Origin of the sequence: Sinorhizobium mexicanum (assembly GCF_013488225.1) — a bacterium.
In the GTDB taxonomy this organism is placed as follows: Bacteria; Pseudomonadota; Alphaproteobacteria; order Rhizobiales; family Rhizobiaceae; genus Sinorhizobium; species Sinorhizobium mexicanum.
Window position 1 is genome coordinate 328,152 of sequence record NZ_CP041241.1, and the last position, 21,969, is coordinate 350,120.

Genomic DNA, 21,969 nt, shown 5'->3' on the forward strand with positions numbered 1-21,969 from the left:
ACGCAGAACGTGAGACAGGCACAGCCGAGCCGAAAATGGGTGGCCCATCGAGCCACCCATCTCCTTCCCCCCAAATGACTGAGGCCGCCATGGAAACCTCACCCTTGCCGGAAGAGACCATTCCTCTTCTTAGTTTTCGCCGAGCCGACGAGGCGATCGGCGTTGCCGCGCTCATCGTCATCGTCTTCTCGATCCTCTGGGGCGTTGTCAGCCGCTACATTTTCCCTCAACCGGCCGCCTGGACCTACGAGCTGGCGATCATGGCCTTCGCTTATCTCGTCTTTTTCGGCGCCGTTGCCGGCGTCCGTCTCGGCACCCATGCGGCGATCGATGTGCTGGTCGCGGCGTTTCCTGCGAGCTGGCAAAAGGCGATTGCCTGGTTCAATTACCTGTTGCTCGCCGTCTTCTTCGTGGTGATGACGGTACTGTTTGCGTGGCAGGCCTGGACGTCGCGCCATGTCCACACCATCGCACTCGATCTGTCGCGCAGCCTCTCCTACGGCCCGCTCGCCTTGGCATCTGCCGGCATGTTCATCCAGCACCTCATTGTCGAAAGACCATGGACCGTCCGGATGCATCGCAATGTGGAATCGCTGATATGACCTTCTTTCATCTTGCCGGCCCATCGTTGCTCGTCGTCGTGCTCTTCCTGCTTTCGACTCCGATCACCTGGGCGATGGCGATCGGAGCGCTGGCCTTCTTCCTGTTCAACATGGACATGATTCCGCTTGCCAACTTCGCCCAGGAGATGGCCGAAGGAAGTCAGTCGGTGTCTCTGCTGGCGCTGCCGCTTTTCGTGCTCGCGGGCTGCATCATGAACGCCTCGGGCATCACCCGTCGGCTGCTCAACCTCGCCGACGTTCTCGTCGGCCATATGACCGGCGCGCTCGCGCAAATGTGCACGGTCCTCGGCACGCTGCTCGGCGGCTTGACCGCGTCCGCCAACGCCGACGCGGCGATGCTGGCGAAGACCCTCGGTGTCGAGATGTCGCAGAGGGGATACAGCCGTGCTTTCGCCGCGGTCATCACCTCGTCTGCCGCCATCATCACCAGCCTCATACCACCGTCAATCGGTCTCATCGTCTATGGCTTCCTTGCCGAAACCTCGATCGGTCGGCTGTTTGCGGCCGGTGTCGTGCCCGGCCTCGTGCTTGCCGGTGGGCTGATGATCACCACCTACTTCATTGCCAGGAAGCGCGGTTACAAGCCGCTGCGCAAGGAGCGGGCCACCCGCGCGGAAGGCGTGAAGGCGCTTGTCGATGGCATCTGGGCGCTTTCGATCCCGGTGGTCATCTTCGTTGGCACCCGCTATGGGCTGTTCACGACCACAGAGGCTGGCGCGGTCGTCGTCGTCTACGTGCTGTTCGTTGCCGTCTTCGGTTACCGCGAGTTCACCATCCGTCAGATCCCCGAGGTACTTGCCGAGTCCGTGCGCGATTCAGCCGTGGTCATGATCATGATCTGCGCCGCTGCGGCCTTCGGTTTCTACCTCGCCTGGGAACAGGTGCCGCAGGCGATGTCGAGCTGGCTCGGAGGCGCAACCGACAACCCGCTGCTGATGCTGCTGCTGATCAACGTGCTTCTGATCGTCATCGGCACAGCGATCGAGGGCTCGGCGGCGTTGATTATCCTGACGCCGATGTTGATCCCGATCATCGACGGCGTCGGTATCGACCGTGTGCATTTCGGGATCGTCTTCATCACCAACCTGACCATCGCCGGCATCACGCCGCCGGTCGGCGGCCTGATGTACATCTCGTCGATGGTGCTGAAGGTTCCAATGATGGCCTATGCACGCGAGGTGTTGCCCTATCTCGCGATGATGATGGTGTTGCTGCTGATGCTCAGCATGTTTCCGCAACTTTCGCTCTGGCTACCGAACCTCGTTTACGGCGCGACGGCCGTTCAATAGGTGATTGCCGGGCTTGGCATTGCCTGGAATAGCGAGGATCCGACCGCTGGGCGGGACGACATCATCGACATCGCCCAGTCGCTGGCGGGGATCGGCAGCCGGTGATTTGTCTATTTTGGACGCTGCTCTACTTCACTCAAGCGCTACTGACTTCCGGCTGATCGTAATCCGTGCGTTGAGGAAGAGTACTCATGGAGCCGCCACCAAGCGTCAGTGACCTTGCCTTGATCGTCCAAACCGCTCTGGCGCCGGTGTTTCTCCTTGCAGGTACGGCTGGCTTTGTAAGCGTGTATGAATTTCGCCTTGGCAGGGTCTCGGATCGGGTCAATGCGATCCAGGAGAGCGGGGAGCGAGGCGAAGCGAGACGCTCTCAACTGGCCTATCTGCGCCGGCGGACACTTGCCTTGGAGGTAGCGGTTGCCTTGGGAACATTGGCCGCGATTTGCACCGGATGGGCGATCCTGAATCTGCTTGCAGGTGCACTCAAGTTTGGGTTCCGCGAAGAAAACCTCTTCTGGTTTTTCGGTGGTGCGATCCTCTCGCTGATCGGATCGCTCGTGGCATTCCTTCTTGAGATGCTCATGGCAGGACGGAGCATGTTGCGACAGATGCGAATGAATGAGGCCTCCCCAGAGGGCGAGTAACTTATCCAAGGCCGTGCCTCGATTCCATTTCCCGTTGTTAGCGCTTCCTATCGCGCTCGCCGGGCCGCGGCTGGCCGCCATCATGCAGGCGATGCTCAGGAAAAGAGCCGAAGGCAACAAAAAGCCGAACTCAGACGCTGCCCTTGGTTGACGACGATCTGAGTTAGTCCATTTTGCGTAGAAATGAACAGTGGGATAACTATCGGAACTGGGCGATAATGACAATGGCGCTCAATGGTTGTATTCATAAACATATGGATATTGTCAAGTATTTATCGACGTAGTTTGTTGAATTTGCGTCATTTCACTATCTATTATTTTCGGACTTCTACTAGAATTCTATCGTAACGAAGGATTTTTTTTGAAATTTTGCAGAAATGTTCTCGGGCGAATTTTAGCGCCCTCAGCTGGCGACAAGGAGCCGGCGAACGACAGGGAGTGCCAAGGAGGGATAAATGTACCGCACGAGCTCGTCCCTGAGCAATTTTGAAGATCACAACAAGGTATCGCCGAAGAAAAGCAAGATTGTAGTGCTCGCTAAGACCGACCTGTTCGCCGAATGTTTGACGCAGGCGATCAGCGCGCGTTTTCAAGATCGGGACGTCGTAAGCCTTTCCAACGCCGAGTGTCTCCTGGACGGCAAACTTATCGACGTAAGCCTGGTCATGGTCTACCGCCTGCCGGCGGCAGCATTTCAATCGATCATGAGGATGATCCGCGAGTGCCATCCGAAGGCCGCAATCGGCCTGATGGTGCAGGATGCGGACGAGCTCGACTCGTCGATCACGCGCGTTGTCGACGAAGGGTTGGTTCACGGCGTGCTGCCGCTGAACCTCAATCTCGACGTATGCCTTACCGCCATCGATCTCTTGATGAAGGGCGGTGAGCATTTTCCCGCCGCGTTGCTTCGGCGCCTGGCGCCGAGAGGGCGCTCAGGAGGCGACCTTGGTGAGCAACAACAGGCGTCTTCGCAAGCCACAGGTCTGGAACGCAAGAACGACTTTGGCCAAGGCCTCCTGACGGTGCGCGAGATCCAGGTTCTCGAGCTCATCTGCATGGGCACGCAGAACAAGATCATCGCCGATCGTCTCGGGCTTTCCGAAAACACCGTCAAAGTCCATGTCCGCAACATCTGCAAGAAGATGGACGTGCGCAACCGGACGGAGGCTGCGTCGCGCTATTTCCGGAGCGAGGCTGATCTCGCCTCGCTCCGCGCAGCATCACGCTGACGCAACTGACCGAAGCGTCGGCTTGAATGTCGTGGCGCCACGCGACTACAGCGCCGCCGGTCCCATCACTCGACCGCAAACAACCGGCGGACTCCGAATGTTCGCGGCTTGCTGTCCCGTCAATCGAGTTGCAGCCACAAGAACTGCCTGAACCAGTGAGAGGACAGATCAGACAGGTCTTACGTCTTCCGCTTTCGACTTCCCGGTCTTGCGGTCCTGACCCAGTTCGTAGCTGACCTTCTGGCCGTCCCGAAGAGGTCCGGAGCCCTGCACCGCCGACACATGCACAAACACATCTGCGCCGCCATTGTCGGGCGTGATGAAGCCAAAGCCCTTGTCCTGATTGAAAAATTTAACGGTACCGGTCGCCATGAATATCCTCGTGAGATGGGCGGCTTGAACGCCGCCAGCGGAGCTTATTCATCGTTGCGCTCGCCTGCAACCCTTCTTCCGCGCGACAGGACAGACGAAACAGTGATTTACAAAGGCTCGGCTGGCTCTTTGACCTTTGTGAAGAGGATCGAAGCGGAGGGACCTCTACATACCCACGCCTCTCCGGCAGGGACCGAGTTGCTCATCTTCCGGATCGAGGAGAGCGGCAGACCGCTGATCGGAAATCCTCACGTCTCCCTTTGTCCCTGCGCTGTCACTCGTCGGTAGAGACAGCGACGGGTTTCCATTCCTCAATCTCCTGCTGCAGGCGCTCGATCCTGCCAGACACGAGTTTAAGCGCATCGCTGCCAAGCAGGAGTTGCGGTGGAGGATTGGCGGACTCGATGAGGTTAAGCACGGCTGCCGCGAGTTTGTTGGGATCGCCAAGCTGCTTGCCGCTTCTTGCTTGCCGCGCTTCTCGGATCGGATCGAACAGCGCGTCGTAGTCGTCGATGGACCGCCCAGTCCTCACCATCGAGCGTCCGGCCCAGTCGGTCCGGAACGAGCCAGGGCAGAGTGCGGTGACGTGGACACCGAACGGCGCCATTTCCGCACGCATCACCTCCGATATCCCCTGAAGCGCGAACTTGCTGCCGCAGTAATAGGCGATGCCGGGCATGGTGATCATGCCGCCCATCGACGTGACATTGACGATGAACCCGCGGCGCCTCCGGCGAAACCGCGGCAGGAAAGCCTTGGCAACCGCAACCGCGCCGAAGACGTTCACGTCGAACTGACGACGCATTTCTTCGAGCGGCGACTCCTCGAGGAGCCCTTCGTGGCCGTAACCGGCATTGTTGATTAGGACGTCGACCGGGCCGTGGTCTTTCTCGGCCTGCTCGACGACATCCGGTATCCGGTCGAACTCTGTCACGTCGCAAAGGGCGCAACGGACCGCCGGCAGGCGTTCTGCAAGCCTTGCTTGCGAGGCTTCCGAGCGGACGGTGCCGATGACCGTATGCCCCTGTTCGCTGGCCGCTGTCGCGACTGCCAGGCCGAACCCGGAATTCGCGCCCGTGATGAAGAAAGTCTTCTGTGACATGTTTGACAATCTCTTCCTGATTGGTGAAATACCATTTGACTGATAATCTTGCGCTTCAGGCTCATCGATTGCGAAAACTATGAGTTTCTTGCCAAATCCTATGAATATGGCGAGTGCGCCATCCAAGCGCCGGGAGCTTGTGGCATTGGCTGGACGCCTTGCTCCGCATCACGGTTACAATGCGACGGGGCTTCATGGCGTCCGCATCCTCAGGACCGAAGAGGTCCTCCACGACATCCCCGTCCTCTACAAGCCTGGTGCTGTTTTCGTGCTGCAAGGTCGCAAGCAGGGAATGCTTGAAGGCGAGGTCTATCTTTACGACGAAGAGCATTATCTGGCGGTCTCGGTCCCGGTTCCGTTCCGGATGGAATCGGTAGCCAGCGCAGAATGCCCCCTGCTTGCGGTCTATCTCGAATTCGACATGGCGCTTGCGGCCGAGATCGCCTCGGACGTCGAGGCACGGCGTTGCGGACCGGCGAGCACCACGGCGAGAAGTCTTATTTCCAGCAGAATGGAACCCGACGTCGAGGATGCCGTGCTACGCCTGTTGCGAGTGCTCAACGATCCCATGGAGATGGTGGTTCTCGGCGCATGCATCTTGCGCGAGTTGCACTATCGCATCCTCGTCGGCCCCCAGGGCGCACAGATGATTGCAGCGCTACAGCAGAAAGGCACCTCCGGCAAGATCGTGCAAAGCCTCGCCCGATTGCGCGAAACTTACAGCTCGGAGATTTCAGTGACTGCGCTCGCACAGGAAGCGGGCATGAGCGTCCCCTCCTATCACGCACATTTCAAGGCGCTGACAGGCAGCAGCCCAATGCAATACGTCAAAGCGATGCGGCTTCACGAAGCAAGGCTGATCATGGCGCGCCAGGAAAAAACGATCGCAGAGGCCGCGCTGTCGGTTGGTTACCTCAGCCCAGCCCAATTCAGCCGCGACTTCAAAAGGCACTTCCGCCGCACCGCCTCAGAGGAGGTAAAATGGGTCCGCAGTCACCTCGGCGAGCTTGCCTTGCGACCATGAGAGGTTTGTCCGGCAGTGGCGCGCAAAGCGGTCAACCACTTTCTCGCCTTTCTGCTCGAAGTCGCCATTGCTTGCAGCCTCCGACTTCAGATTCCTACCCCGCTATGGGCCGTTCGACCATAATCACTTGAATGAGTCCACCTTTCGATCCAGGCATGAAGTCCCGGATACGGGTAGCTGCGGCAATCCGCGCTCCAACGGGCATGATTCCTCCGGGAACCGGTGCGTCCAATCGTGCCCACCGCGTGTCAGGATTCGCACCTGCCCATGCTCGAGATGGACGCAGATTCTGTAACCGTCCCACTTGCTCATGTGTCCATGCATCGCCCCTCGTAGGTCTCTGTTTCTGAGGGCCAGGCAGGGTTCGATGCGCAAGCGCATCGGATCGAGAGGAGGGAGTGGCTGCGAACGATCAGTCTTTAAGGGCTGTTTCAGCGGAAAGGTTCGAATTATTCGCTGAAACGCCCCGGTCCGGCGTTTTCGGCCGCCGGGCCGGAATGTCATCATCATGACGCAGTCAGGGGTCCAGGTGTTGAATAAGCACGCTTACACCATCTGGCGGCGGCGAAGTCTGCGGTAATGGCATCGAGGCCGTTTGCTATCGCTTCTGGGAGCAACTTCGTCGGTCCGGTATCTCGCGCCGCCACCCGATCAGGTGGTTTGACCGCCGTCGACCGTAAGGATCGCGCCGGTGATCTGCCTTGCCGCGGGGCTTGCCAGGAAGGCCACGGCGGCGGCGATGTCATCCGGTTTGCCAAAACGGCCGAGGGGACTGAGCGAGCGCTGGAAATCGGCGAATTCACCATTGGCCGGGTTCATGTCCGTATCCGTCGATCCTGGCTGGACCAGATTGACGGTGACGTCACGGGACCCGAGTTCGCGCGCAAGGCCGCGTGTGAAAGAATGCAGCGCGGATTTCGTCATGTAGTACACCGTGCCGGTGTCGCCGACGATGCGTTCGGCGCCGGCCGAGCCGATGGTGACGATACGGCCGCCCTCCTTGAGATGCGGAATGGCGGCCTGCGAGGCGAGCAAGGGCGACCGGACATTGACGCTCAGCAGGGCATCGATGTCGCCGACACTGATGTTGGCAATCGTATCGTAGAGCGCAATGGCGGCGTTGTTGACGAGGATGTCAAGGCCGCCGAGCGCCTGGACCGCCTCGTCGACCGATCGCTTCACGGCCGCCGGATCGGCGCTGTCCGCCTGGATGGCGACCGATCTACGACCCTTGCTCTCGATTGCTCTGACGACCTCCGCGGCACGCTCGGCCGAACGCTCGTAGGTGATGGCGACATCCGCGCCCTTGTCCGCGAGCATTATTGCGATGGCGGCGCCAATCCCGCGCGAGGCGCCGGTGACGAGCGCCCGCTTACCACTCAATTCAGTCATCATTGAACCTTTCTGTAATGTTCGACACAGAATAACTGGGGGAGCGGTTGCGGCCTGTCAAGGTATTTATGTATCGATCAGCACAAAATGCGGAGCGTTGCTGGCCGGAGGGCGAAAGTTTATATAACGATCGATGCAGAAATCTGACCAAGACCCTCGGAAATCCGAATCCTCGCCTACTCGCTCGCGGGGCCGCCGTCGCGCGTTTGATCGCGAAGCCGCCTTGGCTCAGGCCACCCGCCTTTTCTGGCTCAAGGGTTTCGAGGCCACCTCGATGGTCGATCTGACCGAGGCGATGGGGATCGGGTCGCCCAGCCTTTATGCGGCCTTCGGCTCGAAGGAGGCGCTTTATGCGGAGGCGCTCGAATTTTATCACCAGAGCAACGAGGCGCTGGTGTGGGCTGGGTTCTTCTCCGCGGCCACGGCGCGCGAGGCGGTCGCCTCCTTACTCATGGACTCCGCTGCCGCCCTGACGGGCTGTGTCGCGGATCTTCCGCTGGGCTGCATGGTGACGCTCTCCTCTGTCGGCAGCGAGGGCCATGCGCAACTCGGCGAACGTGTTCGTACCGCGCGCGCCGCAACGCTCGAGCGCCTGGAGGCGCGCTTCGGCCGGGCCATCGAGGATGGCGAAGTTCCAGCCGCGACCGACATCCATGCGCTCGCTCGCTTCGTGCAGACCATTCAGTTCGGCATGTCCATCCTGGCGCGCGACGGGGTCGGACGCGCCGAACTGGAAGTGGTTGCGCAGGTCGCGCTGACGTGCTGGGACGCTCGCACCATGCCGCTTCCAGAATCTTGACGGGGACTGCGACCCGGCGAAGCGGAGCGCTCTCAGCGCGTCGTTTCTGCCAGGAGCAGCGCGGCCAGCGCCGCCGGACGATCGAGCATGATCGAATGGCCACACGGTCCTGTGTGGACCTTCCACTGTGAATGGTCCTTAAGCCGAGACAAACCAGTCTCCGCCGTTTGCGGTCGCGAAGACGTAGGTGCGATTGGCGACAGGCGCCGAATCCGTGCCCGCGCGGACACCTTGAACGAACGTTGCGAGCGGCTGCGGCACCTACATTGCGTCGACCCAAGCAGCATCGGCCTCGTTCACGTTGAATATGGCAGCGGGAATAGGCGGGATCATCCCATCGTGTCCGTTCGCCTGGTCGAGAAAGGCCAAGGCGGTTTCGGCTCCCGTGATGTCGACCAGCGACTGACCATCGGCAGGCGCATAAGCGTCGATATAGAAGAGCGTGCGGATGCGCTCGCCGATCTCATGAGCGGCGCCGGTGATCCGCCGTGGCGACGCCGCGCCGGCTCCCAATGCCGAATAAATGCTGGGTCTAACGACGACGATATAGGTGGGGCGCGCGGTTGACTACGCGCGCTTCAAATCTGCTCCACTCACGTGTACGAGCTACGTGCCTGCCTTCGTCAACTTCGCCGCCCGACAGGGCGAATTTCGACAACCTGCGTCAGGCACTGACCGGCTGAGGTTTTCGTCTCCCGATCACACGTTTGGCGAGCCGCTGACCAGGTCTTTCGACTGCGAGGAAAGTCATGCAGGCGGCCGCGTAAACCAATGGCACGAGAATGGCAGTAACCACGGCGAAGCGCATGGGCGCCGTGATCGTGTCGCCGAAAGCGGCAATGAAATAGGCTGCAATCGGCTGCAGGAAGATAAGGTGCCAGAGATAGGCCCCGAACGAAAGTTCGCCGAGCCAGTGAAAGAACCCGTTGCCGAGCGACGAAGAAAGCGCGCGGAGCCTGATGCCCACTACGTTGTCGATCAGGCGATGATAGAGCAGCGCGAAGAAGACGGCGACGAGCATGACGCGCATCAGCATTTTCGTCATTGTCATATCGCCGCCGATCGGCAGAAGCGCCAGCGCCACGGCGGCCCCGCCGTGGAGGAGAGCCTTCGACCTGCCCGCGTGAAGGCCGAGCGCCAACAGCATTCCGCAAAGAAAGATATGCATCTTCAACGGCAGGAACGCCGGCATCGGAAAGCGGACTCCCAGCACGCCGGCCGTCGACACGATCGCGACGGCAACAAGGGCTGTAAAGAGCGCGCCCTTCAGCCAGCCGCCTTTCTTGAGCAGGAGCATGATGAACGGAAAGACGGCATAGAACTGCATTTCGAGCCCTATGCTCCAGTCCGGGAGTGGTGTCCGGTAGGCGTAGTCGGGAGAGAGGCCGAAAAGGAAGCTCGCGTGCATCAGCCCGTTGGTTAATCCGTTGTCGAGATAGCGGTAGGGTGCCTGCGGCGTTCTTCCGAGGAAGGCGTCGATGATCATTCTCGATTCGAACAGCCAGGCGCCGAGCGCGAAGGCAACGGCGAGAAGAACATAGTAGAGCGGCGCAATTCTCAGAAAACGCCGGATCCAGAAGCTTCCCCAGGTCGAGGTCAGTTCCCACGGCTCTTTGGCGGCCCGAAGCTGATAGTGAAACACCATCAGGAACCCGGAAAGCATGATGAAGAGGTCGACACCGAGATCGGGTTCCGACAGGATCGGCAAGCGCCAACCCGTCAGCAACAGCGCATGGCCAATCATCACCCAGAGCGATGCCACGCCTCGAAGTCCATCCAGGCAATCGATTCGGATTTTGCGGGGATCATAGTCAGCCATCAGCAATCTTCGTCCTTGTTGGCGACTGCAGCGCCGCGCGTCTTATGCGCAAAGGACGCCGTAGCACTTTGAAGTGCTGCATGTTTTTGCCCTTAGATCGCCTACGATTTAAGGAAACATGCAGTAAAGGTTACTGCCTGCGTGTCATGTTGCGACGCACAAGGGACTGCCTAGAGGCTGACTAAGGCGATAATGGGGGGATCGAGCACAGCAAGCTATCCGGCCCTGATTCGGCGACCAAAGGTTGCCCGGGGAGGATGTCGCTCAGACGCGGCCTGCGCGTCGATCCAGACTGAAAGCACCCGCTCCGAAGGCGACGATCTGTAGGAACCCGCCCGTGATGGCGAGATTCTTCATGAAGTGGATCATCTGGTTTTGGTCTGCGAAATTGGTGTGAAATCCGAGTGCCGATGCCACGGTGAAGAGCGCCAGGGCGAGTGCCGCCAAGCGGGCCTGATAGCCGACGAGAAGAAGGACGCTGCCAACGAGTTCCACGACGAGAGCGATGGCAAAGGCTACCGAGGGCAGGGGCAGATTGGCCGCCCTTATATACTCGATCGTTCCTGCGGGATCCGCCAATTTTTCAAAGCCGGACGAGAGGAAAATGGCAACGAGAAGCAGACGACCGATGAAGGCCAGGACGCTCTGAAGTGCAAGGTTGTCGCTCATGTCGGGTGCCTTTCTTGGGGGGCGGGGGGCAAAGCGGTCGACACCAAGGGTTTGCGACGACCGCGCATCGCCAGCGCTATTAAGCCTTTCGCCGATCCTCGGCAGGGGCGGATCGCGATAGCAATCTATGTTTGCAAAGATAGCGCTCACGCTTCGAAAATCTTCCCGGTCTGAAACAGAATTTGAACGGTGGCAATAACCGGCTGCCGAAGCCCTGAAAGCCTTGGATGCGGGCGGCCGGAAGGGCGTTTTGCGAAGCTCTTCCGTGAGCATGCGGTCCTTCCCGCGCGATGCCTGGAAGGGAGTTGTTAACCTTCATTTCCTATTCGCTAGGGACAGCCCTTCGATAATGAATTTCGAGTTTTCAGGCCATGCGTATTCCCCGGACAAATTTCTCGACGGCAGTTTTGTATGATGCAAACCAGGCGGACGATTTCGAGGCTCCCCATCCGGGTGCTTTGAGCAGCGCTCACGCCCAGACGGCAGGGTCCAGCGAACACGACCATCTGTTCGAGGCGCCGGAAGCGCCGCGGCGGGCTGCCGGCCAGGTAGCTGACGACACAGGCTATGCCGGGCGCGCGGCGCGGCTCTATGGGCAGGGCTCGGCCTATGCTCCGGCGCAAGTGACTGCCTCCACGCGAGACCCGCTTCCGACGCTTGCCGAAATCACCGGCCATGCCGGCGATACGACCTGGGAGAGCCATTTCTTCCTGTCGCCCAACGTCCGCTTCACCCGCACGCCCGAGCGCGAATTCATGAAGCGCCGCGCGCCGGCGATCGAGGAAGGCGAAACGGAAGCAGAGGTGGCGGCCGAGGTTGCCGAGCCAACTGTCGCGGCCGAGGAGAATGCCGGAGTGACGGCGGCGGTCGAAGTGGCACCGGCGAATGATGTGCCGGCCGTTGAGCCGGAAACGGCCAAATACAGTCCATCCGAACTCCTGCGCGTCCTGATGCAGCAGCTTCCCTCTTGGAGTTCCCAAGCTGACGATACCGGTGCGGTCGAGGCAGCGTTGGCTTCGGCACCGGCCGCAGCGCCGCAAGCCCCGACAGCGGTGGTCACGCCACCGGCATCCGCACAAGACGTGAAGCTTGGGGATGCGTTCCCGGAGCCCCCGACGATCACCACCTCTGCGGTCACGGAGAGCGGCGCTCAGCCCGATGCGCGCCTGGCCTATCTTTCCGATCATGCCTTCTTCGAATTCATGCAGCCCGAGGTCGCGATCCCTTCAGCCGCTGCGGTCGCTGCGCCATCGGTCATTGCAGTGGCAACCTTGCCTGTGGTCGCGGTAGAAACGACGCCTATCCGGCCGGTGAAAATCCCCGCACTGCCGACGGCTGCAATCACATCGCTGTTCCGGGTCGTCGAATGCCGGCGTCCAGCACCGGCCGCCGACTTGCCTGCTTCCGCTCCGACGCCTGACGTGATCGACCGGCCGCCGGTGGAGGAACCCGCTCCGGCGGCAGCCACAGCGGTCGTGCCTGAATCCGTAGCGCCCGCCGAGCCGATCGTGTTCGCCGCGGCGCCCGTGAAGGTTTCCGAAGCGCCGGTGGCGAAAGCAATGGTCACCATGCCGGCCGTCGTGCAGCGCTCCTCGCCGTCGCTGCCGTTGATCGGAGCGATCGAGCCGGTCCAGACCGGCGACGCATACGAGTTTCCGTCCGAAGAACTCCTGCAGGAGCCGCCGGAAGGACGCGGCTTCTTCATGACGCAGGAGCAACTCGAGCAGAATGCCGGGCTGCTCGAAAGCGTGCTCGAAGATTTCGGCGTCAAGGGCGAGATCATCCACGTGCGGCCAGGCCCTGTCGTCACGCTCTACGAATTCGAGCCGGCGCCGGGTGTCAAATCCTCCCGCGTGATCAACCTCGCCGACGATATCGCCCGCTCGATGTCGGCGCTCTCGGCGCGCGTCGCGGTGGTACCAGGCCGCAACGTCATCGGCATAGAGCTGCCGAATGCCACGCGCGAGACGGTCTACTTCCGCGAACTGATCGAGTCCGCTGATTTCCGCAAGACCGGCTACAAGCTGGCACTTTGCCTCGGCAAGACCATCGGCGGCGAACCGGTGATCGCCGAGCTTGCCAAGATGCCGCATCTGCTCGTCGCCGGCACAACCGGTTCGGGCAAGTCGGTGGCGATCAACACGATGATCCTGTCTTTGCTCTATCGGCTGAAGCCGGAGGAATGCCGGCTGATCATGGTCGATCCGAAGATGCTGGAACTCTCCGTCTACGACGGAATTCCACACCTTTTGACGCCCGTCGTGACCGATCCGAAGAAGGCCGTGATGGCGCTCAAATGGGCGGTGCGCGAGATGGAGGACCGTTATCGCAAGATGTCGCGCCTCGGTGTGCGCAACATCGACGGCTACAACCAGCGGGCGGCGGCGGCTCGCGAGAAGGGCGAACCGATCCTCGCAACGGTCCAGACCGGCTTTGAGAAGGGGACCGGCGAGCCGCTTTTCGAACAGCAGGAAATGGATCTGGCGCCGATGCCTTATATCGTCGTCATCGTCGACGAGATGGCCGACCTGATGATGGTCGCCGGCAAGGAGATTGAAGGCGCGATCCAGCGGCTGGCGCAGATGGCGCGCGCCGCCGGCATCCACCTGATCATGGCGACACAGCGCCCGTCGGTCGACGTCATCACCGGCACGATCAAGGCGAACTTCCCGACGCGCATTTCCTTCCAGGTTACGTCGAAGATCGACAGTCGCACGATCCTCGGCGAGCAGGGCGCCGAGCAGTTGCTCGGCCAGGGTGACATGCTGCACATGGCCGGCGGCGGCCGCATCGCCCGCGTCCACGGGCCTTTCGTCTCCGATGTCGAGGTCGAGCATGTCGTGGCGCACCTGAAGACGCAGGGGCGCCCGGAATATCTCGATACCGTGACTGCGGACGAAGAGGAAGAGGAGGCCGAAGAGGATCAGGGCGCCGTGTTCGACAAGAGCGCGATCGCGTCGGAAGACGGTAACGAGCTCTACGACCAGGCGGTCAAGGTGGTACTGCGCGACAAGAAGTGCTCGACGTCCTACATCCAGCGCCGCCTCGGCATCGGCTACAACCGCGCCGCTTCGCTCGTCGAGCGCATGGAGAAGGAGGGTCTTGTCGGCCCGGCCAACCATGTCGGCAAGCGCGAGATCATCTACGGCCAGCGCGACCACTCCGGCGCGCCAGAGAGCGACGATGTGGAGTGATTCACAGCCTCGCCTGTTGTCGTCATCGCCGATGTGCGGGCTTGGTCACAATGACTCTTACCGCGGATCTAGCGATCCTCACGTGTACGCCAAAGCCTCAGCACGTAGATCGTCGAGTGGGCGATCTCGTAACGCATTTCGTAATGGCCAACGAGAATACGGCGAACCTCACGGGGATCGAACTCTTCCAACCTTTCGCCCATACGCGGCTGCCCGAGCAGACGCGTTGGGGCCGTTACCAGCGCTTGCACTGTGCGGGCAGCTGCTTGCCGATTGACCGGCGCAAGGAAATCATAGAGGCGCCCTAGATCAGAAACCGCCTTGGTCGTCCACTCGAGCTTCATCACAATGGTAGCGGCAGCGGCTTGTCGCTACCGAGGCTATCGGCCCAAGCCTGCACAGACTGGTGGTCGATGACCTGCCCACCGTCGACGTCGGCGAGCGCTTCCAGCGTCAAGCGCCGGCGCTCCTCTTCCTGGTCAATCCAAGCAGTCAGTGCTTGCTTGACGATCCAACCGCGCGAACGCTCAAGCCGTGCCGCGATTTGATCGACCTTTTCGGCGAGCGGCAGCGGTACATGGGCTGTAAACACCTTCGTTTCCATGGCTCCACTCCATTTATTCAAGCTTAATCATAGTGATTTAAATTGATTAATCGAGGCTTTTTGTGGATGAAACCAGTCTTCGCAGGCGCGTACGGCCCGAGCAACAGTTTAATCGCCGCTACTCTGACCCGAGCTATCGGCCTCCGTGGCGGCGAAGGTCAGGCCTTCGTTGCGGGCGAGGCAAGCCGTTGCGATCGACCGGCGCGACAGCAGGTCTTGAACGTCTTGCCTGAACCGCAAGGGCAGGGATCATTGCCGCGCAGCTGCAGGCGGCCGATCAGGGGCAGGAGGGCTGCAGAAGGCAAGAGTCCGGCGAGCAGGATCGCCAGCCGGGCGGAGATGCCTGGAATTACGAGACGTCGGCCCGCCTTGAATCCGCGCCAGGCGCGTTCGGCCACGTATTCCGAATCCACTTTGGGCAGGATCTTGAACAGCGCTGCCCTGTTGGCCCCCGATTTTTCGAGGAACTCCGTCGATACCGGCCCGGGGGCGACGCAGGTGACAGTCACGCCGGCTGGGCGCACCTCCTGATGCAGCGCCTCCGAAAAGGAACGGACAAAACCCTTGCTCGCATAGTACAAGGCCATGAAGGGTCCGGGCGTGAAGCTCGCGACGGAACCGAGATTGATGATCCCGCCCCTGCCGCGCGCGACCATTCCCGGCAGGAAACGGAGCGTGAGCTCGGTCAAGACGCGGATATTGAGGTCGACCATCCCCATTTGCTCGTCGAGCGGCAGTGTCGCAGCGCCGCCACGCAGTCCGTAACCGGCGCTGTTGACGAGCACGTCGCATGTCAGCCCCTCATTGGACAAGAAATCTTCGAGACGCGTCGCCGCATCGCCGGCCGTGAGATCCAGAGCCAGTGTGAATGCCTCGCCACCCGCCTTCCGTATGGAAGCCGCGGCCAGTTGCAGACCTTCTGCGGAACGCGCGACCAGAACGACGGTGGCGCCGTCCTTTGCTGCAGCCTCGGCGATCGCCTTGCCGATGCCGCGCGAGGCGCCGACCACGACGACGGCCGGCCGGAACTCCGGGCTCGACATCATGCTGCTGATCCCGATGCCGCAGCATTCGAGGCGGTTCCGCCTTCAGAAAGACCTGCCACTTCATCGGCGACTGCGCCGTTCAGGATCTTTTCGAACCGCTCCAGCGCCCGCGCGACATTGGCGCCGTCCATGACCCGGTGATCATAGTGGATGCGGACGGTCACCACTCCATCCTCGCTGATCGGACCGTAATTGAAGATCGTCGTGAGCGGCGTCAGGGGATTGAGGGATTCCGCGCCCAGCCCGGAATAGACCGATAGCTGGAAGGTGCCGAAATGCCGCCCGCGCTGGCGCCCGATGTTAAGGCCAAGCCACATGATTAGCCACCGGATGGGCGCTGGCGCGCGGGCGAGCTTCAAAGCGCGGCGGAACTGTTTGATCTCCAGTACGGGCCGTGATCGCGCCGACTGGATCAGCGCCCCCAATTCGGCGATCGACCGCTGTTCGGGGGTCTTGATGGTGCTCAAGAGCACGACCCGTTCGCCTTCATATTCGCGCTCATGCGCGACCGACGCGACGCTTCCCGGATATTCGTAGAGCTGCGGCCTCGGGAATTTAACGTAGGCGCGGCGAAACTCCGGTGTCTCCTTGGAGAGGAGTGCATATCCCTTCAGGAAAAGCACTGTCCAGGACGGCCGGCTCGGCTGTGCCAATCTGGCTTCTTGCAGGGCGCCAAGGTTCATCTGACGCTGCACCGTGACCCGTGGCACGCCGATCGAAAATCTCATCAGATCTCCGACGAGGCGTCGTGCCGCCGAAAGCTTGAGGGCTCGGCCTCGCATCATGCCACCTCTAGTAAAGATAGGGGATAATTCGCTTGGTCCTGTCCATATAGTCGCGGTACTGCGGGCCGAATATTTCCAGCATCATGCGCTCCTCCTTGTCCACTCTGAGGAAAAAGAGGACGGCAAAGCCCACTACACCCGCGAGGCCAGCCACCCAGTTCGACAGCAGGAAGGCCTGGCCGACGCCCATGAGCAGGAAGGAGGTGTACATCGGGTGACGGACGAGGGCATAGGGTCCGCGGCAAATCAGTTCGTGCTTGTCGCGAATCTCCAGCGAAATGGACCAGTTGCGACCAAGTTCCTTATGGGTTCGGCGGAAGACCCACATCGCCGTGGCAAAGATCAAGGCGCCGACGGCGACCGCCCATGCGTGCGCCGGATAGTCGGCCGCCTCCGGCTTGCCGGTCGCGACGTAAAAGCCGGGAACGAACGCAAGGCCGAACAGCGCCGCCGCAAGCCCGACGGTCTCGGAACGCGAGCGGCGGTTGCTGACGACCCGCACGCGCTTGGCGCGACGTTCATACGGACGCCGGATGAAGTACCAGGCGACGATGCCGAGCACCCAGATGATTTCGCCGACGGAAGCGACCGTTATGTTCACGCTAGCTCACCAAGCCTCGCTGCGATCGCGGCCATCGCAACGTCTGTCAAGGATGTGGCCATCAAGCTCCGCTCCGACCGATGAAATGCTGCGGTCGCATAAGCCGACCGCTGGACAAGCGGGGGGAGTGCCGATTGCACTCACCCGCCGTTCATCTCCCGAAGCCTTGTAATGAATTCCTGCGGCCTGAGCCAGATGCCGGGCGTTTTATACCCCATGGAACGCGCAATTTCCGCCACGAAGGCGTTGCAGTTATAGAGCGACGCGTGCCAGAAGTGGGACTTCGCCTTGAGTTTGCGAATATCCGCGACGACTTCCTCGTACTCGGCTTGCGTCAGCAGAACGCGCCAGCTTGCCGACCTGTATTCTTCTTCCAGGTCGCCATCACTCGCCCCGGTCTCGGCCGGAACCGGCAGGAAATGGCCCATAACGTATGGTGCCGTATCGAGCGTCGCTGGTGCGAGGCCCGCAACTTCCGGATTGATCATTGCTCCGGCCTTGTTCGTGCGCCCGAAAATCACATAGGTGTGACCGTAGCTGAGCGCGTAGCGGGAGCGGAATTCGATGAAATAGCCGTAGTCTCTCTGCTGAGACTTTCCGGCCAAGCGCGACCCGGTGGCGTCGATACTTGAAACAAAACGCGGTTGGGGAGCCTTGTCTTCAGTTTGGCATGCTGCAGTGGTCATTGCGAGCAAAACCACCAGCGATATACGACCTCGCATAAGCGTCATTACTACGCTCTATCTCCCGAGCTCTGATGAGCGCAACGTTGAAAGCCAACTCCTGTGAGTGTGCGGCTTCCGCGCTGTAGATCCTAAGCCGGTGTGGCCATGAATAAATAACGTGGGAAGGGTCGCGAGACCCTCCCCGCGCAAAAGTCAAATTTACTTATAGACTGGCGCCTGTTCAACCGGCGCTGCCGGCGGCGGGGCCTTCCCCTTGCCTTTGCCAATCGTCCCGCAAGCGCTCAGGCTGGCGACCGAAAACAACGCAATCATCACGATTAGAATTCTGCTCATTCAGAAGTCCTTTCCTCAATAGTCGGAATGGGTTATCGAAGGCAACATTTGAAGTAATAGTGGCGAATTGCGACTCGGCCTAGTGCAGAAAGGACACAGTTGCCATCCGGTTTGTCGTTGCCGGACTTTCGTCGGTGTCCCAAAAACACACAGCTTCATCATTTATACCGAAAATTCAGGGGAAACACCATCAGATGATCAATACCTGCGTGCCTACGGGCGTGCGGCTGTAGAGATCGACGATATCGTCGTTCGTCATGCGGATGCAACCGTTCGAAACCGCGTGGCCAATCGTCCACGGCTCGTTCGTTCCGTGCACGCGGAACATGGTGTCTTGTCCGCCCCGATAGAGATAAAGGGCCGACGCACCAAGCGGATTGTGCGGCCCGCCGGAAACGCCGCCTGCATATTGCGCCAGGTGCGGCTTGCGCTTGATCATGGCTGCGGTCGGTGTCCAGGAGGGCCATTCCGCCTTGCGGCCGACGACCGCCTTGCCTTTCATCGTGAGGCCCTCTTCCCCGACGCCAATCCCGTAGCGCGTCGCCCAGCCGCCGTCTTCGATGGCGTAGAGGTAACGCTCGTAGGTGTTGACGACGATTGTTCCGGGCGCTTCGTATCCCTCGTAGCGGACATGCCGTCTTCGGTAACGAGGATCGATGCCTGAGGAGTCTCCGAACAGGGATGGAACGGGCACCCCCATTCCTTGCCAGGTTGTACTACATCCAGAGGTCAACAGAGCCAGACCGCTCAGAACGAGCATCCGGCGCGTAATTTGGTCATTGTCCATCTTTACCTGCTGAGCAAATCGGTGCGCCCCGGATTCGTCTTTAACACCGCGGCGCGCGGCGGCCAAGTCTTGCGTGTCGATTAAGACGGCTGGAGAGGATAGAAAGTTGGTTTGGACTACATCTTTGCTTGCGGACGGAAGCATATGTGGGGCAAGCGTGGTATATCTGTAACGGCATCCGCTGCATGTTGCCTTAAATCGTGGCCGCTTTGAGGATAAACATGCAGCAATTCAAAGTGCTACAGCGTCCTTTGCGCGTCTGATAGACGCGCAAAGGACGCTGTAGCTCAGGTGCATGAACAGGAGCGGGATCGACAGGCGCTTCTCGCGGGCTTGTCGGGATTTTCGGGTCGTTGAAGTGGATGCCGCTTTTCATGGCTTGTGAGACGTCTTGCGGCGCCGTGTCCGCTCCATTAGGTCGAGTCACGACAATAAGGATAGACAAATGAAACTTGGCTTCGAGGGGAAGGTTGCGGTCGTAACCGGTGCGGGTTCCGGTATTGGCGCGGCGGTTTCCCTGCAACTCGCTGGCGAGGGTGCAGAGGTCGTCGTTGCCGACCTGGACGCTGACGCCGCGCGCCGAATCACTGCCGAGATTCGGTCGCAAGGCGGCAAGGCCCACGACTTCGTCGTCGACGTGGCCGATGCAGAAGCTGTGGATAAGTTGGTGAAGTTCGCGGTCGAGAAATGCGGTGGCCTGCATCTGGCGGTCAACAACGCCGGCATCGACGGCATCCGCAAGACGACCGCCGACTATCCGCTCGATGAGTGGCACAAGGTGATGAACGTCAACCTGAACGGCGTCTTTTACTGCATGAAGCACGAGATCGCTGCCATGCTCGCGCACGGCGGTGGCGCGATCGTCAACATGTCGTCCATTCTCGGCTCGGTCGGCCTGCCGACCGCGGCCGCCTATACCGCAGCAAAGCACGGGGTTGTCGGGCTGACGAAGGTCGCTGCGATGGAATATGCCCGGATGGGCATCCGCATCAATGCCGTCGGGCCCGGTTGGATCGAAACGCCGCTCCTGTCGGAGCATGCCGACATCGCGAGTACCCGGCGTATGATGTCGCTGCAGCCGATGGGACGGCGCGGCAAGCCGGAAGAGGTGGCGTCCCTCGTGTGCTTCCTCTTGTCCGAGCAGGCGAGCTTCATCACCGGAAGCGTTCATCTCGTGGACGGCGCCTATTCGGCTCACTGAGGTGCGAGCGTCTACAGCGCCGCGCGTCTTATCAGCCGCGTAAAGGACGCTGTAGCCTTTGAATTGCCGCACCTCGGTTCAAGGACGAACGGTGATGTGGCCCTTCATATTGGGGTGATAACGGCAGATATAGTCGAAGCTGCCAGGCTCACTCATCAGAAGGCGACCTGATTTCTTCGCCGGCACGAGCACCTCCGTACCTCCCTTCATGGTGGCGGTGTGGACGAGCGCATCCTTGTTGATCCACTCGACTTCATCACCCACCTTCGCCTCGACCTCTGCGGGCGCGTAAGTGAGGCGGTCGATCGTCACCTCGATGGTTCCAGCCTGCGCGGGAACGGCGATGGCCGCCGTTCCCAACGACAGGGCGAGAAAAGCCCATCCCAGCGGGTTCGCTGCCGCGTTCATTTCAGCTCCATCGCGACATGCTCGGCGTGCTGCTGATGACCCTGGAACAGCTTCAGCCCGGTCTCAAGCAGGGACTTGAGCTCGGCGTTCTGCGCAGAAGGGATCAGCAGGGTTTCCAGCGCGCCATTGACCTGCTTGTGGTACGCGACCTCGTTCTCGACATAGGCCTTGTCGAAGTCAGCCCCCGTCAGCTTCGCCAGTTCCGAACGCTTGGTTTCGGCCGCCTTCGACAGAGCTTTGCTGGTGTCGTTGTCCTCGGGCGTAACATTGAGCTTCTTGACGAGATCGAGCGCCTGCTTGTTCACCGACTCGTGGTCGCGCACCATGCTCTCGGCGAATTCGACGACGGCCTTGTTTTTCGACGTTGCAATGGCCTGTTTTGCCGCTTCGACATCGATCACACCTGCGGTGTAGGCGATATGCGCGATCTGTGGATCCGTCGGCTTGTCGGCAGCGAGCGCCCAATTGCCCCCGAGCAACAGGGCGATTGCAGCAGCCGCGGTGGTTAAGCGTATGGTCATCGGATGTTCCTTTCCTCGAAGATCAAAGCGTGTTGACGTGCTTTGGATGCTTCGCGGGCCGAAACGTTCCCGATTACCTGTCGCCGCCCTCCGGTTCCTGTTGCGAGATGCGGGCCAGCACCGCCTCAGTCAGACGCTCGCAACGTTTGCCAGCGAAGGGGAAGGCGTCGAGCAGCAGCGGACCGATCTGTCTCTCCAGTTGCTCCTTGATGAGATGTCGCGCGCGAAAGAGCCGCGTTCGCACGGTTTCCGGCCGAAGCGCCAGAAGATCGGCAGTCTCCTCGTTGCTGAGCCCTTCGATCACCCGCGTGACGAATACGGCGCGGTAGATATCCGGAAGCTGATCGGTCGCCTTTTCGACAAGGTCGAGAATCTGTCGCTGTGCCATCGTTTTTTCCGGATTATCGGTGTCTGCGTTGCGCGGGAAGGCGATGATCTCCGCCTGATGGGTTTGCATCATGTCTTCGGTAAGCCGCTTCCGGCGCCGCCCCTGGCGCAGCCGGCCCAAGGCCTCGTTGATCACGATGCGGGAGAGCCACGTGCTGATCGCCGAGTCGCCGCGGAATTCGGAAAAATGCGTGAAGGCGCGGACATAGGCCTCCTGGAGAACGTCCTCCGCATCGCTGTTGTTCTGCACGATGCTTCGCGCAATGCGATAGAGCTTGCGATTATGCGTCTGCATGATCACGCGGAACGCTTCGATGTCTTGCGGCGAGGTCTCGCGTTTTCGGGTGGGGACTGCGTCAGCAATGGGCATGGTTGAGGCTCCTTGTCGCACATTGGATGCCGGATCCGCTCAAACGTTCCCGGATGTGCAGCAGGCAACCATCTTATCGCGATC

General features: G+C 60.6%; 25 protein-coding genes and 1 pseudogene. 9 read left to right on the forward strand and 17 right to left on the reverse strand.

All coding sequences use genetic code 11. From position 1 onward, the window contains the following. Window positions 1–89 precede the first annotated feature (89 nt). The 5 genes and pseudogenes from FKV68_RS25685 to FKV68_RS25700 all read left to right on the forward strand — a co-directional run bounded on the left by FKV68_RS25685 (window position 90) and on the right by FKV68_RS25700 (window position 3,785). The gene (locus FKV68_RS25685; RefSeq protein ID WP_180943347.1) at window positions 90–602 is read left to right on the forward strand and encodes a TRAP transporter small permease; all 513 of its coding nucleotides are present in this window, start codon (window positions 90–92) and stop codon (window positions 600–602) included. Next, on the forward strand, window positions 599–1,912 hold the full coding sequence (locus tag FKV68_RS25690) for a TRAP transporter large permease (protein WP_180943348.1): 1,314 nt from the start codon (window positions 599–601) through the stop codon (window positions 1,910–1,912). Before FKV68_RS25685 ends, FKV68_RS25690 begins: the two co-directional genes overlap by 4 nt. A gap of 9 nt (window positions 1,913–1,921) precedes the next feature. Continuing rightward, a pseudogene (locus tag FKV68_RS33890) lies at window positions 1,922–2,017 on the forward strand (LysR substrate-binding domain-containing protein); the annotation flags it as partial. 86 nt (window positions 2,018–2,103) lie between these two features. Continuing rightward, entirely contained in the window at window positions 2,104–2,556 is a 453-nt protein-coding gene (locus tag FKV68_RS25695) for a DUF2721 domain-containing protein (protein WP_180943349.1), read from the forward strand. A gap of 455 nt (window positions 2,557–3,011) precedes the next feature. Next, complete coding sequence (locus tag FKV68_RS25700; RefSeq protein WP_180943350.1) at window positions 3,012–3,785, forward strand: helix-turn-helix transcriptional regulator; 774 nt, start codon at window positions 3,012–3,014, stop codon at window positions 3,783–3,785. A 168-nt stretch (window positions 3,786–3,953) separates the two neighbouring features. Here the strand turns inward: FKV68_RS25700 and FKV68_RS25705 are convergent, their stop codons facing one another. Both FKV68_RS25705 and FKV68_RS25710 read right to left on the reverse strand, forming a co-directional pair. Beyond that, entirely contained in the window at window positions 3,954–4,157 is a 204-nt protein-coding gene (locus FKV68_RS25705; protein WP_180943351.1) for a cold-shock protein, read from the reverse strand. A 274-nt stretch (window positions 4,158–4,431) separates the two neighbouring features. Then, complete coding sequence (locus FKV68_RS25710; protein WP_180943352.1) at window positions 4,432–5,259, reverse strand: oxidoreductase; 828 nt, start codon at window positions 5,257–5,259, stop codon at window positions 4,432–4,434. Window positions 5,260–5,338: 79 nt separating this feature from the next. Here FKV68_RS25710 and FKV68_RS25715 point away from each other — a divergent pair, with 79 nt between their 5' ends. Further along, on the forward strand, window positions 5,339–6,283 hold the full coding sequence (locus FKV68_RS25715; protein ID WP_180943353.1) for an AraC family transcriptional regulator: 945 nt from the start codon (window positions 5,339–5,341) through the stop codon (window positions 6,281–6,283). Between the two features lie 651 nt (window positions 6,284–6,934). Here FKV68_RS25715 and FKV68_RS25720 read toward each other — a convergent pair. After that, entirely contained in the window at window positions 6,935–7,675 is a 741-nt protein-coding gene (locus tag FKV68_RS25720) for an SDR family NAD(P)-dependent oxidoreductase (RefSeq protein ID WP_180943354.1), read from the reverse strand. 133 nt (window positions 7,676–7,808) lie between these two features. Here FKV68_RS25720 and FKV68_RS25725 point away from each other — a divergent pair, with 133 nt between their 5' ends. Further along, window positions 7,809–8,474, forward strand: a complete 666-nt coding sequence (locus FKV68_RS25725) for a TetR/AcrR family transcriptional regulator (RefSeq protein ID WP_180943355.1) — start codon at window positions 7,809–7,811, stop codon at window positions 8,472–8,474. Window positions 8,475–8,735: 261 nt separating this feature from the next. Here FKV68_RS25725 and FKV68_RS33390 read toward each other — a convergent pair whose 3' ends face one another. The 3 genes from FKV68_RS33390 to FKV68_RS25740 all read right to left on the reverse strand — a co-directional run bounded on the left by FKV68_RS33390 (window position 8,736) and on the right by FKV68_RS25740 (window position 10,962). Beyond that, window positions 8,736–8,987, reverse strand: coding sequence for a hypothetical protein (locus FKV68_RS33390; protein WP_209647231.1), 252 nt, complete (start codon window positions 8,985–8,987; stop codon window positions 8,736–8,738). 151 nt (window positions 8,988–9,138) lie between these two features. After that, window positions 9,139–10,293, reverse strand: a complete 1,155-nt coding sequence (locus FKV68_RS25735) for an acyltransferase family protein (protein ID WP_180943356.1) — start codon at window positions 10,291–10,293, stop codon at window positions 9,139–9,141. Between the two features lie 264 nt (window positions 10,294–10,557). Continuing rightward, on the reverse strand, window positions 10,558–10,962 hold the full coding sequence (locus tag FKV68_RS25740; protein ID WP_180943357.1) for a DoxX family protein: 405 nt from the start codon (window positions 10,960–10,962) through the stop codon (window positions 10,558–10,560). A gap of 371 nt (window positions 10,963–11,333) precedes the next feature. Here FKV68_RS25740 and FKV68_RS25745 point away from each other — a divergent pair, with 371 nt between their 5' ends. After that, window positions 11,334–14,156, forward strand: a complete 2,823-nt coding sequence (locus tag FKV68_RS25745) for a DNA translocase FtsK (RefSeq protein ID WP_180943358.1) — start codon at window positions 11,334–11,336, stop codon at window positions 14,154–14,156. 68 nt (window positions 14,157–14,224) lie between these two features. Here the strand turns inward: FKV68_RS25745 and FKV68_RS25750 are convergent, their stop codons facing one another. The 8 genes from FKV68_RS25750 to FKV68_RS25780 form a co-directional block, all read right to left on the reverse strand. Next, window positions 14,225–14,500, reverse strand: a complete 276-nt coding sequence (locus FKV68_RS25750) for a type II toxin-antitoxin system RelE/ParE family toxin (protein ID WP_180943359.1) — start codon at window positions 14,498–14,500, stop codon at window positions 14,225–14,227. Beyond that, complete coding sequence (locus FKV68_RS25755) at window positions 14,500–14,760, reverse strand: CopG family ribbon-helix-helix protein (protein WP_180943360.1); 261 nt, start codon at window positions 14,758–14,760, stop codon at window positions 14,500–14,502. The genes FKV68_RS25750 and FKV68_RS25755 overlap by 1 nt, the downstream gene beginning before the upstream one ends. 158 nt (window positions 14,761–14,918) lie before the next feature. Next, window positions 14,919–15,806: an SDR family NAD(P)-dependent oxidoreductase gene (locus tag FKV68_RS25760; protein WP_180943361.1), complete on the reverse strand. Its 888-nt coding sequence runs from the start codon at window positions 15,804–15,806 to the stop codon at window positions 14,919–14,921. Continuing rightward, the gene (locus FKV68_RS25765) at window positions 15,803–16,588 is read right to left on the reverse strand and encodes a hypothetical protein (protein WP_180943903.1); all 786 of its coding nucleotides are present in this window, start codon (window positions 16,586–16,588) and stop codon (window positions 15,803–15,805) included. Before FKV68_RS25765 ends, FKV68_RS25760 begins: the two co-directional genes overlap by 4 nt. Before the next feature lie 10 nt (window positions 16,589–16,598). Then, entirely contained in the window at window positions 16,599–17,186 is a 588-nt protein-coding gene (locus FKV68_RS25770) for a protein-S-isoprenylcysteine O-methyltransferase (RefSeq protein WP_180943904.1), read from the reverse strand. A 146-nt stretch (window positions 17,187–17,332) separates the two neighbouring features. Continuing rightward, a complete protein-coding gene (locus FKV68_RS25775; RefSeq protein WP_180943362.1) occupies window positions 17,333–17,923 on the reverse strand; it encodes a hypothetical protein in 591 nt (196 codons plus the stop codon). Window positions 17,924–18,076: 153 nt separating this feature from the next. Continuing rightward, window positions 18,077–18,211, reverse strand: a complete 135-nt coding sequence (locus FKV68_RS33395; protein ID WP_153440755.1) for an ABC transporter — start codon at window positions 18,209–18,211, stop codon at window positions 18,077–18,079. A 190-nt stretch (window positions 18,212–18,401) separates the two neighbouring features. Next, window positions 18,402–18,998 (reverse strand): L,D-transpeptidase, encoded by a 597-nt coding sequence (locus FKV68_RS25780; protein ID WP_180943363.1) that lies wholly within the window; start codon window positions 18,996–18,998, stop codon window positions 18,402–18,404. A 445-nt stretch (window positions 18,999–19,443) separates the two neighbouring features. Here FKV68_RS25780 and FKV68_RS25785 point away from each other — a divergent pair, with 445 nt between their 5' ends. Continuing rightward, window positions 19,444–20,199 (forward strand): SDR family NAD(P)-dependent oxidoreductase, encoded by a 756-nt coding sequence (locus FKV68_RS25785; protein ID WP_180943364.1) that lies wholly within the window; start codon window positions 19,444–19,446, stop codon window positions 20,197–20,199. A gap of 78 nt (window positions 20,200–20,277) precedes the next feature. Here FKV68_RS25785 and FKV68_RS25790 read toward each other — a convergent pair whose 3' ends face one another. From FKV68_RS25790 to FKV68_RS25800, 3 genes are all read right to left on the reverse strand, one after another. After that, complete coding sequence (locus tag FKV68_RS25790; protein ID WP_180943365.1) at window positions 20,278–20,607, reverse strand: cupredoxin domain-containing protein; 330 nt, start codon at window positions 20,605–20,607, stop codon at window positions 20,278–20,280. Next, on the reverse strand, window positions 20,604–21,128 hold the full coding sequence (locus FKV68_RS25795; RefSeq protein ID WP_180943366.1) for a DUF4142 domain-containing protein: 525 nt from the start codon (window positions 21,126–21,128) through the stop codon (window positions 20,604–20,606). Before FKV68_RS25795 ends, FKV68_RS25790 begins: the two co-directional genes overlap by 4 nt. Window positions 21,129–21,201: 73 nt before the next feature. Then, window positions 21,202–21,885 carry an RNA polymerase sigma factor gene (locus FKV68_RS25800; RefSeq protein WP_180943367.1) on the reverse strand — a complete coding sequence of 228 codons (684 nt, stop codon included), beginning with the start codon at window positions 21,883–21,885 and terminating at the stop codon, window positions 21,202–21,204. Window positions 21,886–21,969: the final 84 nt, after the last annotated feature.

Bases quoted from the DNA above. Each gene is read 5' to 3' on its own strand.
- FKV68_RS25685 (WP_180943347.1), top strand. From the start codon at position 90: ATGGAAACCTCACCCTTGCCGGAAGAGACCATTCCTCTTCTTAGTTTT.
- FKV68_RS25690 (WP_180943348.1), top strand. From the start codon at position 599: ATGACCTTCTTTCATCTTGCCGGCCCATCGTTGCTCGTCGTCGTGCTC.
- FKV68_RS25695 (WP_180943349.1), top strand. From the start codon at position 2,104: ATGGAGCCGCCACCAAGCGTCAGTGACCTTGCCTTGATCGTCCAAACC.
- FKV68_RS25700 (WP_180943350.1), top strand. From the start codon at position 3,012: ATGTACCGCACGAGCTCGTCCCTGAGCAATTTTGAAGATCACAACAAG.
- FKV68_RS25705 (WP_180943351.1), bottom strand. From the start codon at position 4,157: ATGGCGACCGGTACCGTTAAATTTTTCAATCAGGACAAGGGCTTTGGC.
- FKV68_RS25710 (WP_180943352.1), bottom strand. From the start codon at position 5,259: ATGTCACAGAAGACTTTCTTCATCACGGGCGCGAATTCCGGGTTCGGC.
- FKV68_RS25715 (WP_180943353.1), top strand. From the start codon at position 5,339: ATGAGTTTCTTGCCAAATCCTATGAATATGGCGAGTGCGCCATCCAAG.
- FKV68_RS25720 (WP_180943354.1), bottom strand. From the start codon at position 7,675: ATGACTGAATTGAGTGGTAAGCGGGCGCTCGTCACCGGCGCCTCGCGC.
- FKV68_RS25725 (WP_180943355.1), top strand. From the start codon at position 7,809: ATGCAGAAATCTGACCAAGACCCTCGGAAATCCGAATCCTCGCCTACT.
- FKV68_RS25735 (WP_180943356.1), bottom strand. From the start codon at position 10,293: ATGGCTGACTATGATCCCCGCAAAATCCGAATCGATTGCCTGGATGGA.
- FKV68_RS25740 (WP_180943357.1), bottom strand. From the start codon at position 10,962: ATGAGCGACAACCTTGCACTTCAGAGCGTCCTGGCCTTCATCGGTCGT.
- FKV68_RS25745 (WP_180943358.1), top strand. From the start codon at position 11,334: ATGCGTATTCCCCGGACAAATTTCTCGACGGCAGTTTTGTATGATGCA.
- FKV68_RS25750 (WP_180943359.1), bottom strand. From the start codon at position 14,500: ATGAAGCTCGAGTGGACGACCAAGGCGGTTTCTGATCTAGGGCGCCTC.
- FKV68_RS25755 (WP_180943360.1), bottom strand. From the start codon at position 14,760: ATGGAAACGAAGGTGTTTACAGCCCATGTACCGCTGCCGCTCGCCGAA.
- FKV68_RS25760 (WP_180943361.1), bottom strand. From the start codon at position 15,806: ATGATGTCGAGCCCGGAGTTCCGGCCGGCCGTCGTCGTGGTCGGCGCC.
- FKV68_RS25765 (WP_180943903.1), bottom strand. From the start codon at position 16,588: ATGCGAGGCCGAGCCCTCAAGCTTTCGGCGGCACGACGCCTCGTCGGA.
- FKV68_RS25775 (WP_180943362.1), bottom strand. From the start codon at position 17,923: ATGACGCTTATGCGAGGTCGTATATCGCTGGTGGTTTTGCTCGCAATG.
- FKV68_RS33395 (WP_153440755.1), bottom strand. From the start codon at position 18,211: ATGAGCAGAATTCTAATCGTGATGATTGCGTTGTTTTCGGTCGCCAGC.
- FKV68_RS25780 (WP_180943363.1), bottom strand. From the start codon at position 18,998: ATGGACAATGACCAAATTACGCGCCGGATGCTCGTTCTGAGCGGTCTG.
- FKV68_RS25785 (WP_180943364.1), top strand. From the start codon at position 19,444: ATGAAACTTGGCTTCGAGGGGAAGGTTGCGGTCGTAACCGGTGCGGGT.
- FKV68_RS25790 (WP_180943365.1), bottom strand. From the start codon at position 20,607: ATGAACGCGGCAGCGAACCCGCTGGGATGGGCTTTTCTCGCCCTGTCG.
- FKV68_RS25795 (WP_180943366.1), bottom strand. From the start codon at position 21,128: ATGACCATACGCTTAACCACCGCGGCTGCTGCAATCGCCCTGTTGCTC.
- FKV68_RS25800 (WP_180943367.1), bottom strand. From the start codon at position 21,885: ATGCCCATTGCTGACGCAGTCCCCACCCGAAAACGCGAGACCTCGCCG.